Source organism: Hyphomonas sp., from assembly GCF_046313975.1.
Lineage (GTDB): Bacteria > Pseudomonadota > Alphaproteobacteria > Caulobacterales > Hyphomonadaceae > Hyphomonas.
In genome coordinates this window covers 1-17,559 of the sequence record NZ_JBKBXB010000054.1, presented here as the reverse complement: position 1 = coordinate 17,559, position 17,559 = coordinate 1, and the positions used below count along the sequence as shown (strand labels likewise).

The following is a 17,559-nucleotide window of genomic DNA, read 5'->3' as shown; positions in this document are numbered from 1 at the left end:
CGCGCATCGTTTACATCGCCGAGACCGGACCGAAGACGGCCCGGGTCAAGCGCCTGGCCATCATGGACAGCGACGGCGCCAACCAGCAGTACCTGACCTCGGGCCGCTCGACCGTCGTGACGCCGCGCTTCAGCCCCTCGGCACAGGAAATCACCTACATGTCGCTCGAGGACAACCGCCTGCGCGTCTATCTGTTCAACATCGAGACCGGACGTCAGGAACTGCTCGGCAATTTCCCCGGCATGGCTTTCGCGCCGCGCTTCTCGGTCGATGGCCAGAGCGTGCTGCTGAGCCAGGCCCAGCGCGGCAATACTGACATCCACATCATGAATCTGCGCACCCGGGTGACCACCCGTCTGACGGACCATCCGGGCATCGACACCTCGCCCTCCATGTCGCCGGACGGCAAGTCGATCGTGTTCAACTCCGACCGGGGCGGCACACCGCAGCTCTACATCATGAACACCGACGGCTCCGAACGGGCCTGCCCCTCAGGCGGGCGCGACGTTGCCTGCCGGATCACCTTCGGCAAGGGGCGTTACTCGACCCCGGTCTGGTCTCCCCGGGGAGACCTGATCGCCTTCACCAAGCAGGAAGGCGGCAAATTCTCGGTCGGGGTGATCGGCATCGACGGCAAGGGCGAACGCCGGCTGACCGAGGAAACCTACCTTGTCGAGGGGCCGGACTGGTCGCCGAACGGCCGGGTCATCGTGTATTTCCGCGAAAGCCGCCCGGGGGCAGGGCCCCAGCTCTGGTCGGTTGACCTGACCGGACGCAACGAGCGGCGGGTGGCCACCCAGACGGATGCGTCCGACCCGGCCTGGTCGCCCCTGCTGCAATAGGGTCATTCTGCCGCAGAATCTGCACATTACAGGGATTTAAGCAGGCGGCAGCCGCCCAGCCTGCTAGCTCCCTGAGCGATGCCACGATTTTGCCTGAATTGGTGCGAGAAGCGATTGTCGTCCCAATCCGGCCAGATTATGGAATTAACGTTGGAGCGTTCAGGGGGCAGAAATTCTCTTCTCCTAACAAGCCAGCGCATCGTCCCATCCTTAGGAGCCAACGACCTATGCACACCTTTCTGAAAGTCACTGCAGCCGCCGCGCTTCTCGCCACGGGCGCTTGCGCCTCGAAACCGAAGCCGGTGGAACAGACCAAGCCTGTTGAAACCGTGACCACGCCGGTTGAAGAGAAGACCGAGACCGTCAAGACCGACCCGGTGGTCGAATCCTCGATCAAGCCCGGCTCGCTGGAAGACTTCCGCGTCAATGTCGGCGAGCGCGTGTTCTTCGACCTCGACCAGTACCGCCTCGACTCGGAAGATCAGGCGATCCTGCAGCGCCAGGCCGCCTGGCTGAAGTCATATCCGAACGTCCGCGTCCTGATCGCCGGCAATGCCGACGAGCGCGGCACCCGTGAGTACAACCTCGCCCTCGGCGAGCGCCGCGCCAATGCGGTTAAGGAATATCTCGTCAGCCAGGGCATCAGCGCCTCGCGCATCGACACGGTATCCTACGGCAAGGAGCGCCCGATCGCGTCCGGTTCGGACGAGCAGTCCTGGGCACTGAACCGTAACGGCTGGACGCAGATCGTTTCAGGCGCCACCAGCTAAGACGCGGCGTTCCGGAACGGACTGCCCGGCTTCCGGGACAACGCCGCGACGGAACCCGGAATGACTGCGAAAAGCAGATGCTTCGGGCAGCCGGGCGCCATAATTTGGCCCCGGCTGTTCTTTTTACTGCAATGCGCTCTGCCTCCTGCCGCTGACGGAGATTTCCCGCCATGATGAAAGCTGCCCTGACCACCGTTGCGATCGCTGCCCTGTTTGCGGTGCCGATGTCGGCCCAGACGGCCGGGCAGGTGCAGACGCGTGCGGCGCCGATCACCCGCGGGGTCACGACCGGCGATCTGTCTGCCCAGGTGGAACAGGCGCGCCAGCAATCGTCGGATCTGCTGATCAAGGTGAACCGTCTCGAGGATCAGGTGAGCGTGCTGAATGGCCGGATCGAAAGCCTCGAATTCGAACTCGCCCGTACGCGCAAGACGAATGAAGACCTGCTGACGGACAATGACACGCTCGGCCGCGAGACTCAGGCCATGCGCCAGCAGCTGGACCGGCAGGCCCGTGCCATTGCGGCGATGCAGGCCCTGCTCGGCATAGAGCCCGAGCCGGCCGATGCGGCCGGCTATGGCGCGCCGTCTCTCGCCATGTCCGTGCCCTCCTCGGCCGGCCGGGGCATCGACAGTTCGGGCCCGTCGCAACTGGGACCTGAAGGGTCGCTCGGCACCTTGCCCGCCAGCCAGCTGCCTGGGGAAGCCGGACCGCTCTTCGCCGAGGCCAAGGCGCGTTTCCTGCGCCTCGACTATGCCGGGGCGGAGGAGGCCTACCGCGCCTTCATCGACAAGTTCTCCAAGGACCCGCAGGCGGCCGAGGCCTATTTCTGGCTGGGCGAGGCCCTTCACCAGCAGAACGCCTATGCCGAGAGCGGCCAGGCCTATACCACGATGATCCGTTCGTACCCGGATGATGTGCGGGCACCGGATGCCTTCGTGCGGCTCGCCCGTTCGATGCGCCTGCTGGGCGAGACGGCGAAAGCCTGTCAGGCACTCGACACGCTGCCAAGCCGTTACCCGAACGCCTCCAAGGTGGTGCGAGACCTTGCCGCCGTCGAGCGGACCCGGTCCGGGTGCCGGAACTAGCGCCGGACCGCGCATTTTCTGCCGCGCTCGCCGCGGTCCCGGAAGATCTTGCATCCGGTCCCATCGGCCTTGCCGTCTCCGGAGGCAGCGACTCACTCGCCCTGATGCATCTGGCGGCGCGCTGGGCCGCGCCGCGCCGGACGGCGCTCCTGGTGCTGACGGTCGACCACGGCCTGCGCCCGGAAGCGGCCGCGGAAGCCGCCTGGGTGGCCGGGGCGGCCCATCGCCTTGGCCTTGCTCACCGGACGCTGCGCTGGACTGCGCCTGAGCCGCGCCAGCCGGCCGCGCGCCGCGCGCGCCATGCCTTGCTGTCTGCTGCGCTCAAATCGGCCGGCGGACAGCTGCTGCTGACAGGCCATACCGCGGATGATCAGGCGGAGACGATTCTTATGCGTATCCGGCAGGGCTCCGGCTGGTATGGGCTTGCCGGTATGCGGCGCCTCGCCCTCTCGCCGGTCTGGCCGGAAGGCGAAGGCGTGTGGATCGCCCGGCCGCTGCTGGGGTGGCGCCGCCCCGCTCTGCGCCGCTGGCTGGATGGGCAGGGGGCGGCCTGGATCGATGATCCTTCCAATGACAACCCTGCGTTCGAGCGCGTGCGGGTCCGCACCCTTCTGGCAGGCCGTCCGGAACTGACCCGGCGCCTGCTGCGCCTGCAGGCCGGGTTCGCTGCTCTGCGCGCCGTCGAGGACGCTTTCCTGAGCCGGTGGCTGGATGCGGAGGTTTCCGTGCCGGCCTCAGGCCAGCTGACGGCCCGGTTCAGCGGTCTGCCTGCCGGCCGCGCCGCGCGGGCCCTGGGCCTGTTGATCCAGGCTGTTTCCGGCCGCGAGACGCCGCCCCGGTCGGAGGCCCTGGTGGCCCTGGCAGCCCGGCTGGGCGAGGTTTCCGGTTTCCGGGGCGCCACACTCGGGGGGGTCCGCCTGCACAGGCAGGGGGGGCGGATCAGCCTGTCCGCCGAAGCCGCCCGTGTGGCGGATGCACCGTCCTCAGCCGGAATCCAGGCCCGTCTGGCCGCCTTCCGCCGCCTGTTCATCAATTCTGCGCAAGATATTGCCGCAGGCAGCGGAAAGGAGTCGTTTTTAAGGGAATTGGCTCCTATCTTGCCTGAAACAGATTTTTCCCCGAGCGAGACCTGACATGAACGTTCGCAACCTTGCCGTCTGGGGCGCCCTTGCCCTCCTGGTGATCGGTATGGCCGTGATGATGGGGGGCAACCCCGAAGTCGCCCGCGCCAAGCCTGTCCGGCTGTCGGACATCTACACCATGGCCCAGCAGGGCAAGCTGACCGAAGCCACGCTCGGCGACACCAAGCTGATGGTGACCACCTCCGATGGCCAGAAGCTGATATCGGAAATCCGCCAGCTCGACATGACGACCGAGCAGGTGCTTCGGGAGAACAATGTGCCCTTCAAGGTCGAGGCGGATGTCGGGCGCAACAATGTGGCCTCGGTGCTGCTGTCGCTGCTGCCGATCGTGCTGATCGTCGCGTTCGTGTTCTTCATGATGCGCCAGATGCAGGGCGGCGGCACGCGCGGGGCGATGAGTTTCGGCAAGTCGCGCGCGCGCCTGCTCACCGAGAAGCATGGCCGGGTCACCTTCGACGATGTGGCCGGTGTCGACGAGGCCAAGGAAGAGCTGCAGGAAATCGTCGAGTTCCTGCAGGACCCGTCCAAGTTCCAGCGGCTCGGCGGCAAGATCCCGAAAGGCGCGCTGCTTGTCGGCCCGCCCGGCACGGGCAAGACGCTGCTTGCCCGCGCGGTGGCGGGGGAGGCGGGCGTGCCCTTCTTCACCATTTCCGGCTCGGATTTCGTCGAGATGTTCGTCGGTGTCGGCGCCAGCCGCGTGCGCGACATGTTCGAACAGGCCAAGCGCTCGGCGCCGTGCATCATCTTCATCGACGAGATCGACGCGGTCGGCCGCTCGCGCGGCGCGGGCCTCGGCGGCGGTAACGATGAGCGCGAGCAGACGCTGAACCAGCTGCTGGTCGAGATGGACGGCTTCGAGGCGAACGAAGGCATCATCATCATGGCGGCCACCAACCGCCCCGACGTGCTCGACCCGGCGCTGCTGCGTCCCGGCCGGTTCGACCGCCAGGTGACCGTCGGCAATCCGGACATCATCGGCCGCGAAAAGATCCTGCGCGTGCACATGCGCAATGTGCCGCTGGCGAAGGATGTCGACACCAAGACGATCGCGCGCGGCACGCCCGGTTTCTCCGGCGCCGACCTTGCCAACCTCGTCAACGAGGCCGCCCTGCTGGCGGCCCGCCGCGGCAAGCGCGTCGTTGCCATGCAGGAGTTCGAGGACGCCAAGGACAAGGTGCTGATGGGCCCGGAGCGCCGCTCGATGGTGATGTCCGAGAAGGAAAAGGAGCTCACCGCCTGGCACGAAGCCGGCCACGCCATCGTGGCGATGAAGGTGCCCGCGGCAGACCCCGTGCACAAGGCGACGATCATCCCGCGCGGGCGGGCGCTGGGCATGGTGATGCAGCTGCCGGAAGACGACAAGCTGTCGATGTCGAAGCTCGAGATGACCTCGCGTCTTGCCATCATCATGGGCGGGCGCGTGGCGGAAGAGCTGAAATTCGGGGATGACAATGTCACCGCCGGCGCCGCCTCCGACATCCAGCAGGCCACGCGCCTCGCCCGCGCGATGGTCACCCGCTGGGGCTATTCCGACATCATCGGCCCGGTCGATTACGGCTCGGACCAGGGGGATGTTTTCCTTGGCCAGCAGCTGATGCAGTCCACGCACATCTCGGAGGAAACCTCGCGCAAGATCGAGGAGGAGGTCCGTAAGCTGATCGAAAAGGGCAAGGAAGATGCCCGCCGGATCATGACCGAGCACCGCGCCGAATGGGAAGCGGTGGCCCGCGGCCTGCTCGAATACGAGACGCTTACCGGCGAGGAAATCGCCGAGCTGCTGAAGGGCAATCCCCCCTCGCGTCCGGATATCTCCGACGATGATGCCGGCCCGGCCTCGGCCGTGCCCGTCATCGGCAAGCGCAAGAAGCCGCGCGATGGCGGCCTCGACCCCGCGCCGAACCCGGCCTGACAGCCTGCGCCTGCGGCTGGAGCATCGCGCAGGGCCGGTGTTCACGCCGGTCAGCCGCTTTGTCCACCGCCCGCTGGACGGCGCCTTCCATACCGCCACGCGGTTTGACCCGCCCTTTCCCCCGCCTGCGCCGGGGAAGGGGCACCCTTGCTGGATCCTCGAAGAGCGCGGCCACGAGCTTTACTTCGCCAGCCCCGAGGAAATGGCGCATGTGGCCGAGGTGCTGGGGCACCGCGTGATGAAACGCCCCCGCGCGCTCGGGCGCGAACAATCGGCCGTCAATTCCCACTGGCTCTCCCGCATGGACAAGGCCTGGCTCAGCTGGAAGGTGCGCCAGGAGATCGTCCGTAAGCTGAGGGATGAGCTGGAGAGGCTGGGACGGCCGTAGTTTCTGCGCCGACCATCCCCGCGAAGGCGGGCGTTCTTTGCAGCGGGATTTATCCTGCCATCCGGAAGGCGCAGTGCTCCCCGCGGTATTTTAGTCCGCTCTTCAAGCTACTGAGTCCCGGCCTTCGCCTGCGGCGAAACTGAGATAACGACAAACTTCATCCGTATATGGGACGGACGAGGCCAGATTCGTTGCGTTCGCTCGTTTCAATTTAACCAATTGCGAGTGCGAAGGCGCAGGGGAGGGGTGAACAAAAACAGAACATTATTGACTTGGTGACGCTTAGCGCTCATGTTTTCTTTCGAATCATAGGTGCGAAATGATCCTCTACAATCGAACAAGTTTATTCACATCATCGGCGCAAACTGTAGTAAACACAGTCAACTGCGTGGGTGTCATGGGAAAGGGTGTGGCCGCCGAGTTTAAGCGGCTCTACCCGGATATGTTTGAGGCATACAAAAGGTTTTGTGATGACGGACTATTGGAGCCTGGCAAGCTTTGGTTGTGGCGCGGTCCAGAGCAGTGGGTCCTGAATTTTCCAACCAAGAAGCATTGGCGCAGTCCATCAAAGATCGAGTGGATTGAGGCGGGACTCAAAAAGTTTGTCGATCAGTACGAGCGACAAGGAATACAGGAAGTTGCCTTTCCTAAGCTAGGTTGTGGAAATGGAAATTTGGATTGGGAGGAGGTCCGACCTCTGATGGAGCACTACTTGGAGCCGCTCTCGATTCCCGTTTTTATCCATGACTATGAAGTCAATGTCGGGCTACCTGAACATCTAGCTGCAATTGTTGAGGCGAACGAACATCGTGCTGCACCAACATCGTTTGACGAGGTATGGGGATACATTCAGAACCTATCCATGAAGGTCGGGCATGAGATGTTCGATCTCGAGTATCTCGAGCCGTTCCGAATTACGGTGAACGGTTCAGAGCTGTTGGTTGAAACTGACTCAGATCGGTCCTTCGTCGAACGCGATGAAGTTTCTGATGTTTGGAGAATACTAAACAGTGGGTTGCTTACAAAGCAAAAGCTGGGGCTTTTGGACCCTCGAGAGGCCAGCCGATTGATCTCTCTTTTTTGTTTGTTCCCGAATGTTCGAGCAGTATCTGTCGCACGCCCTTCATCTGAAGCCGAGGTCGCTGCTGAATTCCGGTTCAATTCTCCAAAGGTCAACCCGGGTGCCGGTAAAGAACAGTCTGAGTTCTCGTGGCAATAAGCGACGCTGTAATTGAAGAACATATTCGTGTGCATACGGAGCGTCTGGCGCGCTCGCGCTTTCCATACGCAGCTAAATGGCCGGAGCAGATTTTTCGGCACGAGCCGATCCAAAATTTAGCTGCGATACTGAACTCCGGACAACTCCTGTCACGCAATGCGGCACAGGGCTTAGCGGCGATGGATGTGGCAGCGGCGGAGATTGTCAACAACAACAACCGCGCTCATGACTTCGCCAGGCTTTATTTTCGTCCCAGAAATCCCACTCAATACTCTATTGAGGGAATTCGGAAGGCTCAGGAAATTCGATTCGGCGCTCACGCCCCCATGCTTGGGATGCTGGTCTTTTGTGCGCGTCGTATTCTTAGTAGCGAGGGCGTTAGATTCTCAACATGCAATATGCAGAACGACGAAGCGATAGTTGGCGACACAGATCAGTTCTTCACTACACAGATGGACTTCGCTCGAATTTATCACAATGGAAGCTTCGGTGGAGACGTGACTATAAAGGCAAAACGATGCGCTGAAGTCCTCCTGCCATCGCCAATGGAAATCGCTCCGCGGTTGTTATTCGTGCTTTGCCGATCAGAAGCCGAGAAAGAGACCCTTCTCAATTTGTTGAATCCGCGCGCAAAACAACAGTGGGCTCGTATCATAAACACTTCTGATGATCTCACGTACTTCGAAAAAAAGTTCGCTCATGTAGAACTGGTTTACTTAACAGAGCGGGGCGTCGTGGTGCAGTTCGCGCAGCGAGAAGATGGGAGGACAATTGATCTTCACTTAGAATGCGTGAATGCTCGAACTGGCGCTAAGCTAATAAACTATCAGTCTGCTTCATTTGCGCCGATCCCGGATGGAAATGCGCGTAGGTGGCGCTTTGATGGGCGCATCACGCTTGGCACATATCGCGTTACGATCCATGTCGAGAACTGTTTGGCATATGATGCGCACTTGGAGTTCGCTCGCGACCCGTTCTAAAATCGTCGCTTCAATGCCGGAAATGCCGCATCCCCGTGAACACCATCGCGAGGCCCGCCTCGTCGGCGGCGGCGATCACCTCATCGTCGCGGATTGAGCCGCCGGGTTGGATGACGGCGGTGGCGCCGGCGCTGGCGGCCTGGAGGAGACCGTCCGGGAACGGAAAGAAAGCGTCGGAGGCGGCGACGCAGCCCTTAGTGCGCGCCTCGGCCCAGCCGGCGGTGGCCTGTGCGTCTTCGGCCTTGCGGGCGGCGATGCGGGCTGAGTCGATGCGGCTCATCTGGCCGGCGCCGATGCCGGCGGTGACGCCGTCCTTCGCATAGACAATCGTGTTCGATTTCACATGCTTGGCCACGCGCCAGGCGAACAGCATGTCGGCGAGCTCCTGCGCGGTCGGCGCGCGCTTCGTCACCACTTTCAGGTCTGCCGCGGTGATCCGCCCTGCGTCGCGGTCCTGCAGCAGGAAGCCGCCGGCCACGGTTTTCAGGAACAGGCCCGGCGCGGCCGGGTCCGGCAGGCCGTCGGTGATCAGCAGGCGGAGATTTTTCTTCTTGGCGAACACGGCCTCGGCGGCAGCATCCGCGCCGGGCGCGATGACGACTTCGGTGAAGATGTCAGTGATGACCTTTGCGGTCTGCTCGTCGAGCGGGCGGTTCAGCGCGACGATGCCGCCGAAGGCGGAGGTCGGGTCGCAGGCAAGCGCGGCGCGGTAGGCGTCGATGATCGTGGCGCCGAGGGCGACGCCGCAGGGGTTGGCATGCTTGATGATGGCGACGGCGGGCGTCTCTGGCCCAAGCTCGCCGATCAGCTCATAGGCGGCATCGGTGTCGTTGATGTTGTTGTAGGACAGCTCCTTGCCCTGCAACTGGCGCGCGGTGGCCACGCCCGGGCGCTTCTCGCCGGTGACATAGAAGGCGGCCTTCTGGTGCGGGTTTTCGCCATAGCGCAGCGGCTGGGCGAGGCGCCCGCCGAGGGCCGCCCAGTCCGGCGCGGTCTCGCCGTTCTGGCGGGCGAACCACTGGGAGATGGCGGCGTCATAGGCGGCGGTGCGCGCATAGGTTTTCGCGGCAAGGCGGCGCAGCAGGGCGTGGCTGACCTCGCCATTGGCGTCGAGTTCGGCCAGCACCGCCTCGACATCGGAGGTGTCGGTGCAGCAGGCGACGAAGGCATGGTTCTTCGCCGCCGCGCGCAGCATGGCGGGGCCGCCGATGTCGATATTCTCGATACAGGTCTCGAAGTCCGCGCCGGAGGCGACGGTCGCCTCGAAGGGGTAGAGGTTGACATAGATCAGGTCGATCGGGGCGATGCCGTGGGTGCGCGCATCGGCGACATGCTGGTCATTGTCGCGCAGGAAGAGGAGGCCGCCGTGGACGGCGGGGTGGAGCGTCTTCACGCGCCCGTCCATCATCTCGGGAAAGCCGGTCAGCTCGGCCACGTCCATCACGGGGATGGCCGCATCCTTGAGCGCCCGGGCCGTGCCGCCGGTGGAGATCAGGTCCGCCCCATGACTGCGCAGGCGGGTGGCCTGGCCGATCAGCCCGGTCTTGTCGGACACGGAAATCAGCGCGCGGCGGATTTTCAGGGGGGCAGACATGGCGGTTCTCCTCGCGGGCTGTCGCGCGCGGGGTATCACGGCATGTGCCGGGGTCAAGTTTGTTGGTCGCGGCGTTTTCCCGCAAACCGGTCCCCGCTTTGCGGCACGCCGCTCAGGACTCGCGGATGAACGCCCAGCGCACGCAGTTCGGCGGCTGGCTGCCATCGCCGTTGGGGTCGGCAAAGCCCGACAGCACGATCTGCTCCGGCTGCTCGACGATGCCGCGGGCGAGATACACGGTGCGTTCCAGCCGCGCGCCCTCATGGCTCGTGCGGAAGCGCCAGACATGGCCGTTGTCCAGCATCAGGCGGATGGCGTCCTTGCCCATCATCGCGGTCACGGTCGGGTGCAGATGAAAGCGGATATCGAAGGGGATGGGCTTCTTCTCCTCCGCCTCGGCCTGCGCCACGGGCCGCACCAGCGAATCCTCGCCGGTCAGCCGGTCGCCCTCGCCGGAAACGAAGATGCGCCGCCGGTGCAGCAGGCCATAGGCGGCCTTGTATCCGGCGTGCTGCGCGTCAAGCCAGATTTCATTGGCCTCCTCCAGGCGCTTGGCGGCAATGCCTTCCGGCCCGATCAGGGCACGCAGGCGGGTGGCGTCGTTCAGCTCGAACGCCGCCGAGTCGCGCCCGGCCAGGATCAGGGTCGAATGCGCGCTGGTGCGGCGCACGGCGGCCTGCCAGTCGACATTCACTTCCGGGCTGAAGCCGCAGGAGGTGACGATGCGCGCCGTTCCGTCCGACAGTTCGAAGCCGAGCGCGCCGGCGCGGGCATGATCCCCAAACGGGCGGGGCGGGGCTTCCCCGCAATCCAGCACCAGCCGGATCGAGCCTTTCTCTACTTTCTGGAACCCTGACTTCGGCGCGAACATAAACTTGCGGGGCGGGGCGGGCAGGCGGGCGAGCGCGGCGCTGACCACTTCGGCACGGGATTCGTCACCATCATTGAACGTGTTCAGCGCCCCGTCACCGGTCTGGAAGAAAGCGAGCATCGCGCCCAGCCGCGGGATCCACTTCTCCATCCAGTCCGGCTGCGGCCGGCCGGCCTTGTCCAGGGCGCGCGACAGCGTCTGCAGGTGGATCAGCGAAGCCAGCACATGCGCCGGACTGCGTGACACATGCCCGCCATCCGGCAGGATCTGCGCGGTGGTTTCCGCTTCCAGCCGGTCCAGCGCCTCGCCGAGGCCCGCCCCGGCCCTGAGGCAGAGGGACTTCGCCACCAGCACGACCGCGCCCAGCCAGCGCGATTTCGGATCGTGCGCGGAGGTAATCGTCTCCTGGATGTAGCGCAATTGCCGGGCAAGGGCATCGATGCGGGCATGGCGCGCAGCCTCATCGCCGGCTTCCAGCAGGTCCGGGCCACAGCGCAGCCAGTTCCAGCAGCGGCTCGCCGTCGGCTCGAGCCGCCAGGCAAAGCCGTGGAACTTTCCGAACTTGGCCACCCAGTCATCCACCAGGGCGATGGCGCGCGCCGTGCCGGCCTCACCCTGCGCCATCACGTCTGCAATCCATCCGAACCGGTGCACGCGGTCAGCGAAATGGCGCGACGGCATCTCGATCGACCAGGGTGACTGGCCGGGCTGCAACACGATGCGCTGCTGGCCGATGCGCCAGACATCGCGCATCAGTGCTTCGCCGCGCCGATCGTCCGGGGGCAGAAGGTTTTCGAGATGCAGGCTGAATGTATCCGGTCCATGCCCGGTGAGTTTCAGCTTCTGCAGGGTGGAGACCCGGGCATCCTCGCCGGCGATGCCGCGAAAGCGCCGCCACAGGGCCGCGTCATCGCTGCTCGTCCGGGTCCGGTCTGCCTGGAACGTATCCTCAGTGCCGTCAGACAGGTTCCTGCCGTCCACGCTCACGGGCGGCTCACACTCTGACTTTGGGGCGAAGGGCCCGGATATTGTCCGCATAGGCGGCCGGTCCGCCCTGGAACACGGCGGAGCCTGCGACGATGGCCGTCACCCCGGCCGCAATCGCTTTCGGCGCCGTCTCGGCGTTCAGGCCACCATCGATTTCCAGAATGATGTCGCGGCCCGTGGCATCGATCATCCGGCGCAGCTGTTCGGTTTTCTTCAGCTGGCTGGTGATGAAGCTCTGCCCGCCGAAACCGGGGTTCACCGACATCACCAGCACGAGGTCGATATCGTCGATGACGGGCTCGATCACACTGGCCGGCGTGCCGGGGTTCAGCGCCACACCGGGGCGCATGCCGGCGGCACGGATGGCCTGCAGGGTGCGGTGCAGGTGGGGACCCGCCTCCGGGTGCACGGTCAGGATGTCGGCGCCTGCCTTGGCAAAGGCGGCGATATAGGGATCGACCGGCGCGATCATCAGGTGCACGTCGAAAGGCTTCTTCGTGTGCGGCCGCAGTTTCTCGATCACCGGCGGGCCAAAGGTCAGGTTCGGCACGAAATGACCGTCCATGACGTCAACATGGATCATGTCGGCCCCGGCGGCATCGATGGCGCGGATTTCCTCGCCCAGCCTGGCGAAATCGGCCGACAGAATCGAAGGGGAAATCAGGACGGGGGTCATGGTTCATCCCTAAAAGGGAACAGCCGGCCACACAAGGCAGCCGGCTGTCCGTTTGCTTCAGGATGCCGCCGGGTCAGCGGGGAACGAGTTTCCAGCCATCGGCGCCGGCAATCGCGTTCACCGGGGTGCCGGGCGGAATGTAGAGGTCTGCCCCCTGGATGATCTCTTTCACTTCGCCATTATCGAAGCGCACGATGTAGGCATAGCCGCGCTGGGTGCCCATGGCCTTGCCAGCCGCGTTGCCCGCGATGCCGCCGATCACCGCGCCGCCGATGGCGCCGGCCGTCTGGGCCTTGTCGCCGCCCCCGATTTCCGAGCCGGCGATACCGCCGAGCACGGCGCCGGTGGCCGTGCCGATGACGGAGCGGTCGGGCCGGATGACGACTTCACGGGCCGAGGTGACAACGCCGGTGTAGACCGTCGAAGCCTGTCCCATCGAGCGGGTCGAGGCCTGGCCGACCCCGCCGGTGCTGGCGCAGCCTGCGACCGCCAGAGTCAGGGCCGCGAGGGCGCCGGCAAGGGCCTTCCGCGAGGCCGAGTTAGCAGAAAGCTGCATCATCATTGAATTCTTCCTTTCGCATTGCATACCTGCGATGGGGCCATATAGCCGGGTTCGGCCTGAATAGGACATGAATTTCAGTTAGGAAAACCGTTCAGGATCAGGCCTCACGGCCGGCCGGGGCCAGCCGGGCGATATAGAAGGCATCACAAGCGTGTGAGGGGCCCGGCAGGGTCAGCAGGTCTCCGGCAGGGGTCAGGGCATGTTCGAAACCGGCACATTCGCCGGGGCGGATGGGCCGGCGCACATAGTCGCCCCGGGCAATCGCCGCCTCCACAATCTCGCGCCCTTCCGAGGGCAGGGGGGTGCATACACAGTAGACCAGCGTACCGCCCGGCGCGAGCATCGCCCGCGCGGCTGACAGGATGCGCGCCTGCACCGCCGGGAAACGCCCGACATCGGCGATCGACTTGATCCACGCCCCTTCCGGATGGCGCGCCAGCGTGCCCAGCGCCGAACAGGGTGCGTCAACGAGGATTTTCCCGAACTTTTCTGGCGGTTGCCAGGTCTCCGCATCCGCCACCAGGATCTCTGCCTTCAGCCGTGTGCGGTCGAGATTCTCCTGCAGCCGTTTCACACGGCTGGCGGAACGGTCCACCGCCGTCACCCGGGCCCCGCTGGCGGCCAGCTGCAGCGTCTTGCCGCCCGGCGCCGCGCACAGGTCCAGCACCCGGTCATCCGCCTGCGGATCAAGCAGTCTGGCCGGCAGGGCGGCGGCGGCATCCTGAACCCACCAGTGTCCTTCTTCATAGCCGGGCAGGGTCTCGACCGCGCCGGCCGCCAGCCGCACGGAACCCGAGGGCAGGATGGTGCCGCCGGTCATGGCTACCACTGCGGCCGCATCAGTGCGCGCCGTCAGGTGCAGTTCCGGCTCGGCCAGCTGCGCGCGGGCCAGCTGCCGCGCGGCTGCATCTCCCAGCCCGCCGGCCATCGCCAGCCGCAGCCAGTCCGGCCAGATGTCCTCCGGGTTCAGCGACGCGGCGGGCGAGGAGGTTTCGCTCACGCGCCGCAGCGCGGCATTCAGGAAACTGCCACCCGAGCGTGCGCCCGGCCACAGGCGGGCCGCATCCACAGTCTCCGAAACCGCCGCATGTGGTGCCACTTCCATGAACCAGATCTGCGCGGCCCCTGCACGGATCAGCGCCCGGATTTCCGGGCTCGTCGCCGCCAGCGGGCGTGAGATCAGCGGCTGCACGGTCCGGTCGATCCAGCCGAGATGGCGCAGCGCCGAGGAGGCGATGGCGCGGGCAAAGCCACGGTCCGGGCCTTCCAGGGCGCGAAACGGTTCGGAGGCGGCCATGGCCTCGTCCAGCGTCCGTTTCCGGTCGAGCGTAAGGTGCAGAAGATCGCCGGCGGCGCGCCGGGCGGCAGCTCCGCTCATTGGCCGGGGCCCGCGCTCAGCCCCATGGGCCTGCCGTGCGGCGGGCCGTCCCGGCCGGACGGATCGAGGAGATACCCATCTCGCCGGCCAGCCGGCGAAGCGCCTCGACACGGTTCGCCGTCGAGGGATGCGTGGAGAAGAGGTTGTCCGGCCCGCGCCCGTTCAGCGGGTTGGCGATGTACATGTGCGCCATTGCGGGTGAGCGTTCCGCATACGGATTGATCTGGGCGCGGGCGCCGCGTTCAATCTTTTCCAGCGCCGAGGCGAGCCACAGCGGGTTGCCACAGATTTCCGCGCCGCGCGCATCCGCCTCGTATTCCCGCGAGCGGCTGATGGCCATCTGCACCAGGCCGGCGGCCAGCGGCGCCAGGATCATGATCGCGATGCCGAGAACCGGGTTCGGCCGGCCGCTGGTATCGCGCGGGCCGAAGAACAGGGCGAAGTTGGCCAGCATGCCGATCGAACCGGCCAGCGTGGCCGTCACGGTCATGGTCAGCGTGTCGCGGTTCTGCACATGCGCCAGCTCGTGCGCCATGACGCCGGCCACTTCCTCGCGCGTCAGCACGTTCAGCAGGCCGGTTGTGGCAGCCACGGCGGCGTTCTGCGGATTGCGCCCGGTGGCGAAGGCGTTCGGCTGGGGCGTGTCGATGATGTACACCTTCGGTTGTGGCAGGCCGGCCCGTTCCGCCAGCCGTGCCACATCCTGCCGGAAAGCCCTCAGCATCGGGTTGGCCGTGTCTTCGGGCACTTCCTGGGCGCCCTGCATCCGCAGCACGATCTTGTCGGAATTCCACCAGGCAAACACGTTCATGCCCGCGGCCACGACGAAGGCGATGGTCATGCCGGCCGTTCCGCCGACGAAATAGCCGATGACGACGAACAATGCCGTCATCACCGCCAGCAGGATAAAGGTCTTGGCTGTGCCCATGAGCGGGGGAACTCCTGTCACGCGAAGAAATCAGCATACGGGCGGACAAGCCGCGCCGCGCAGCCTATATGGGTGAAGGTAAACACAACGGGAAGACCGCGAATGACCGCAGAGCCTGCAGAATCGCACCTGCTCTCCGAGGAAGAGCGCGCCCGGCGCGCCGCGCTGCCGGAAGCCGCCCGCCGCGCGCTGGAGGAGGCCGACGCCCGCAAGCGCGCCGACGCGGCCCTCCCGGCAGATGAACGCGGCGGTCCCCGGACCATCGAACCCACCCGCTACGGCGACTGGGAACGCAAAGGCATCACCTACGACTTCTGAGGCGCTGCCCAAGCCTCAGACCACCTTGAAGTCGATCAGGCTCTTCGCACCGGAGATGATCGCTTCTTCGGCGGAACGGGCCTGCCAGCCCAGAACGCGTTTCGCCTTTTCGCTGGAGATATGCCGTTCGCGGCCGATCTCCGGGATGATCTGCCTGGCCGGCGGATTGACCATGGCGATCAGCTTCACCATCCAGCCCGGCAACTCCTTCGCCGGCACTTTCTTGCTGTAGGCCGGGAACTCGCGGCGCAGAACGGCGGCGACTTCTGAAAACCACATGAACCGGTCACCGACGAGGAACCGCTGGCCGGCCGCTGCCGGATTCGTCATCGCCAGCACATGCGCGGCGGCGACATCGCGCACATCCACGATCACGAAGCCGACGCGCGGCGTGCCCGGCAGCTTGCCGGAGAGGAGCTGCGTCAGGATTTCAACGGAGGCTGAAAAGTCGCCGCTCATCACCGGCCCGAGCACGGCGGCCGGATTGATCGCCGTCAGTTCCAGGCCCTTGCCTTCACCATTCACATAGTTCCAAGCGGCACGCTCCGCGATCGTCTTGGAGCGGGTATAGGGCGTGGTGTCGCTGACGGCGTCCTCGCGCGACCAGTGTTCCTCCGTCACCGGGTTCGGCCGCTGGTCGCCCCAGCCATAGGCGCACGCCGCCATCGACGAGGTCATCACCACCCGTTTCACACCCGCCGCCTTCGCCGCCCTCAGCACCCGCAGGGCCCCGTCACGCGCGGGGATGATCAGCTCATCGGCATCTTTCGGAACGTTGCTGGGAATAGGGGAGGCGATGTGCTGGATGAAATCCATGCCCTGTGCGGCCTCGGCCCAGCCCTTGTCGGAGGACAGGTCCGCCTCGCGGATCGGGATCGACACGGGCCGGCCCGCATAGGCGCTGATCGTCTGGCTCAGAGCTGCGCCCCTGGCAGCGGAACGCGCCGTTCCGGTCACCTCGTGCCCGGCTTCCAGCAGCTGGTGGATGACATGACCGGCAATGAAACCGGTCGCCCCTGTCACGAGAACTTTCGCCATGTATCCTCCAGGACTTGTTTTTGAATAATGAACGATTCATTTGTCATTCACAAGCGGAAACTTGTTGCCGGGGAAGACAGTGTGGGGCGGGTCTGCGCGGCGAAAGGGGGGGGAGGGAAGCACGCCCAAGCCCCTTGGCCTGATGCTCCCGCGCGCACGGCGAAGGCATATGCGCTATAGGCGACAGCCCGCGAACAGCGCCGAGCAAAAAACTAAAACGGCTTGGGTGGCACGACGGGCTTCTTCTGGTTCCGCCGGTGCTCGCGCCAGGTGATGTAAAGGGTGGAGACGACGATGAGGCCTGCGCCCGCCCAGACGAACAGGCCTGGCAGGGCGCGGATCATCACCCAGTCGGCCACCGCGCCCATCGGAAGGCGCAGATAGTCCATTGGCGAGAGGAACGAGGCGTCTCCGATCGACATGCCCTTGATGAAGCAGAACTGGGCGACGAAGCCGGCAAACGCCATGCCGAAGATCAGCAGCCAGGTCGCCGGTTCCGGCCAGGACCAGACGGCCAGCGCCGCCGGCAGGATGAAGATTGACGATAACAGGTTTGCCCAGATCAGCAGCGCCATCGGCGAATGCACCCCGGTCAGCGATTTGACCAGCACGATGGTGAAGGCAAAGCAGAGCGAGGAGAGGATCGCAAACAGGCTGCCGGCATTGAAATGCGCGCCCCCCTCAGCCCCCAGCAGGCCCGGCACCAGCGTCATCACCAGCACCCCGCCGAAGCCGGCGATCACAGCCGCCGTCCGGTGGATGCCGACTTTCTCATGCAGCAGCACCACCGCGAGCAGGGTGACGAACAGCGGCCGCGTGAAGCTCAGGGCATTGAACTCTGCCAGCGGCAGGCCGAACACCGGCCAGAT

General features: G+C 65.2%; 16 protein-coding genes and 1 pseudogene. 9 read left to right on the top strand and 8 right to left on the bottom strand.

From position 1 onward, the window contains the following. The 8 genes and pseudogenes from tolB to ACK4TE_RS14645 all read left to right on the top strand — a co-directional run. Window positions 1-842, top strand: a pseudogene (gene tolB / locus ACK4TE_RS14680) (Tol-Pal system protein TolB); the annotation flags it as partial. A gap of 227 nt (window positions 843-1,069) precedes the next feature. After that, window positions 1,070-1,612: a peptidoglycan-associated lipoprotein Pal gene (pal, locus tag ACK4TE_RS14675; protein ID WP_409912281.1), complete on the top strand. Its 543-nt coding sequence runs from the start codon at window positions 1,070-1,072 to the stop codon at window positions 1,610-1,612. Window positions 1,613-1,782: 170 nt separating this feature from the next. After that, window positions 1,783-2,700 (top strand): tol-pal system protein YbgF, encoded by a 918-nt coding sequence (gene ybgF, locus ACK4TE_RS14670; RefSeq protein ID WP_409912280.1) that lies wholly within the window; start codon window positions 1,783-1,785, stop codon window positions 2,698-2,700. After that, complete coding sequence (gene tilS / locus ACK4TE_RS14665; RefSeq protein ID WP_409912279.1) at window positions 2,688-3,833, top strand: tRNA lysidine(34) synthetase TilS; 1,146 nt, start codon at window positions 2,688-2,690, stop codon at window positions 3,831-3,833. Before ybgF ends, tilS begins: the two co-directional genes overlap by 13 nt. A gap of 1 nt (window position 3,834) precedes the next feature. Beyond that, entirely contained in the window at window positions 3,835-5,751 is a 1,917-nt protein-coding gene (gene ftsH / locus ACK4TE_RS14660; protein ID WP_409912278.1) for an ATP-dependent zinc metalloprotease FtsH, read from the top strand. Continuing rightward, window positions 5,717-6,139 (top strand): hypothetical protein, encoded by a 423-nt coding sequence (locus ACK4TE_RS14655; protein WP_409912277.1) that lies wholly within the window; start codon window positions 5,717-5,719, stop codon window positions 6,137-6,139. The genes ftsH and ACK4TE_RS14655 overlap by 35 nt, the downstream gene beginning before the upstream one ends. 319 nt (window positions 6,140-6,458) lie before the next feature. Further along, entirely contained in the window at window positions 6,459-7,358 is a 900-nt protein-coding gene (locus ACK4TE_RS14650; RefSeq protein ID WP_409912276.1) for a macro domain-containing protein, read from the top strand. Then, window positions 7,349-8,338: a DarT ssDNA thymidine ADP-ribosyltransferase family protein gene (locus tag ACK4TE_RS14645; protein WP_409912275.1), complete on the top strand. Its 990-nt coding sequence runs from the start codon at window positions 7,349-7,351 to the stop codon at window positions 8,336-8,338. Before ACK4TE_RS14650 ends, ACK4TE_RS14645 begins: the two co-directional genes overlap by 10 nt. A 10-nt stretch (window positions 8,339-8,348) precedes the next feature. Here the strand turns inward: ACK4TE_RS14645 and purH are convergent, their stop codons facing one another. The 6 genes from purH to htpX all read right to left on the bottom strand — a co-directional run bounded on the left by purH (window position 8,349) and on the right by htpX (window position 15,334). Further along, complete coding sequence (gene purH / locus ACK4TE_RS14640; RefSeq protein WP_409912274.1) at window positions 8,349-9,932, bottom strand: bifunctional phosphoribosylaminoimidazolecarboxamide formyltransferase/IMP cyclohydrolase; 1,584 nt, start codon at window positions 9,930-9,932, stop codon at window positions 8,349-8,351. Between the two features lie 112 nt (window positions 9,933-10,044). Beyond that, window positions 10,045-11,790 (bottom strand): heparinase II/III family protein, encoded by a 1,746-nt coding sequence (locus ACK4TE_RS14635; RefSeq protein ID WP_409912273.1) that lies wholly within the window; start codon window positions 11,788-11,790, stop codon window positions 10,045-10,047. Between the two features lie 7 nt (window positions 11,791-11,797). Further along, window positions 11,798-12,466, bottom strand: coding sequence for a ribulose-phosphate 3-epimerase (gene rpe, locus ACK4TE_RS14630; RefSeq protein ID WP_409912272.1), 669 nt, complete (start codon window positions 12,464-12,466; stop codon window positions 11,798-11,800). A gap of 73 nt (window positions 12,467-12,539) precedes the next feature. Beyond that, on the bottom strand, window positions 12,540-13,028 hold the full coding sequence (locus ACK4TE_RS14625) for a glycine zipper 2TM domain-containing protein (RefSeq protein ID WP_409912271.1): 489 nt from the start codon (window positions 13,026-13,028) through the stop codon (window positions 12,540-12,542). A 97-nt stretch (window positions 13,029-13,125) separates the two neighbouring features. Beyond that, window positions 13,126-14,406, bottom strand: a complete 1,281-nt coding sequence (locus ACK4TE_RS14620; protein ID WP_409912270.1) for an RsmB/NOP family class I SAM-dependent RNA methyltransferase — start codon at window positions 14,404-14,406, stop codon at window positions 13,126-13,128. A 16-nt stretch (window positions 14,407-14,422) separates the two neighbouring features. Then, complete coding sequence (gene htpX, locus ACK4TE_RS14615) at window positions 14,423-15,334, bottom strand: zinc metalloprotease HtpX (protein ID WP_409912269.1); 912 nt, start codon at window positions 15,332-15,334, stop codon at window positions 14,423-14,425. A gap of 102 nt (window positions 15,335-15,436) precedes the next feature. On the opposite strand from htpX, the gene ACK4TE_RS14610 reads away from it, so the two are divergent. Then, window positions 15,437-15,652, top strand: a complete 216-nt coding sequence (locus tag ACK4TE_RS14610; RefSeq protein ID WP_409912268.1) for a DUF1674 domain-containing protein — start codon at window positions 15,437-15,439, stop codon at window positions 15,650-15,652. Between the two features lie 15 nt (window positions 15,653-15,667). On the opposite strand, the gene ACK4TE_RS14605 is transcribed toward ACK4TE_RS14610, so the two are convergent. Further along, a complete protein-coding gene (locus tag ACK4TE_RS14605; protein ID WP_409912267.1) occupies window positions 15,668-16,690 on the bottom strand; it encodes an SDR family oxidoreductase in 1,023 nt (340 codons plus the stop codon). A 212-nt stretch (window positions 16,691-16,902) separates the two neighbouring features. Then, on the bottom strand, window positions 16,903-17,559 hold a 657-nt coding region (locus tag ACK4TE_RS14600; RefSeq protein WP_409912266.1), incomplete at its 5' end, for a DMT family transporter.

Bases quoted from the DNA above. Each gene is read 5' to 3' on its own strand.
- pal (WP_409912281.1), top strand. From the start codon at position 1,070: ATGCACACCTTTCTGAAAGTCACTGCAGCCGCCGCGCTTCTCGCCACG.
- ybgF (WP_409912280.1), top strand. From the start codon at position 1,783: ATGATGAAAGCTGCCCTGACCACCGTTGCGATCGCTGCCCTGTTTGCG.
- ftsH (WP_409912278.1), top strand. From the start codon at position 3,835: ATGAACGTTCGCAACCTTGCCGTCTGGGGCGCCCTTGCCCTCCTGGTG.
- ACK4TE_RS14655 (WP_409912277.1), top strand. From the start codon at position 5,717: ATGGCGGCCTCGACCCCGCGCCGAACCCGGCCTGACAGCCTGCGCCTG.
- ACK4TE_RS14650 (WP_409912276.1), top strand. From the start codon at position 6,459: ATGATCCTCTACAATCGAACAAGTTTATTCACATCATCGGCGCAAACT.
- purH (WP_409912274.1), bottom strand. From the start codon at position 9,932: ATGTCTGCCCCCCTGAAAATCCGCCGCGCGCTGATTTCCGTGTCCGAC.
- rpe (WP_409912272.1), bottom strand. From the start codon at position 12,466: ATGACCCCCGTCCTGATTTCCCCTTCGATTCTGTCGGCCGATTTCGCC.
- ACK4TE_RS14625 (WP_409912271.1), bottom strand. From the start codon at position 13,028: ATGATGATGCAGCTTTCTGCTAACTCGGCCTCGCGGAAGGCCCTTGCC.
- ACK4TE_RS14620 (WP_409912270.1), bottom strand. From the start codon at position 14,406: ATGAGCGGAGCTGCCGCCCGGCGCGCCGCCGGCGATCTTCTGCACCTT.
- htpX (WP_409912269.1), bottom strand. From the start codon at position 15,334: ATGGGCACAGCCAAGACCTTTATCCTGCTGGCGGTGATGACGGCATTG.
- ACK4TE_RS14610 (WP_409912268.1), top strand. From the start codon at position 15,437: ATGACCGCAGAGCCTGCAGAATCGCACCTGCTCTCCGAGGAAGAGCGC.
- ACK4TE_RS14605 (WP_409912267.1), bottom strand. From the start codon at position 16,690: ATGGCGAAAGTTCTCGTGACAGGGGCGACCGGTTTCATTGCCGGTCAT.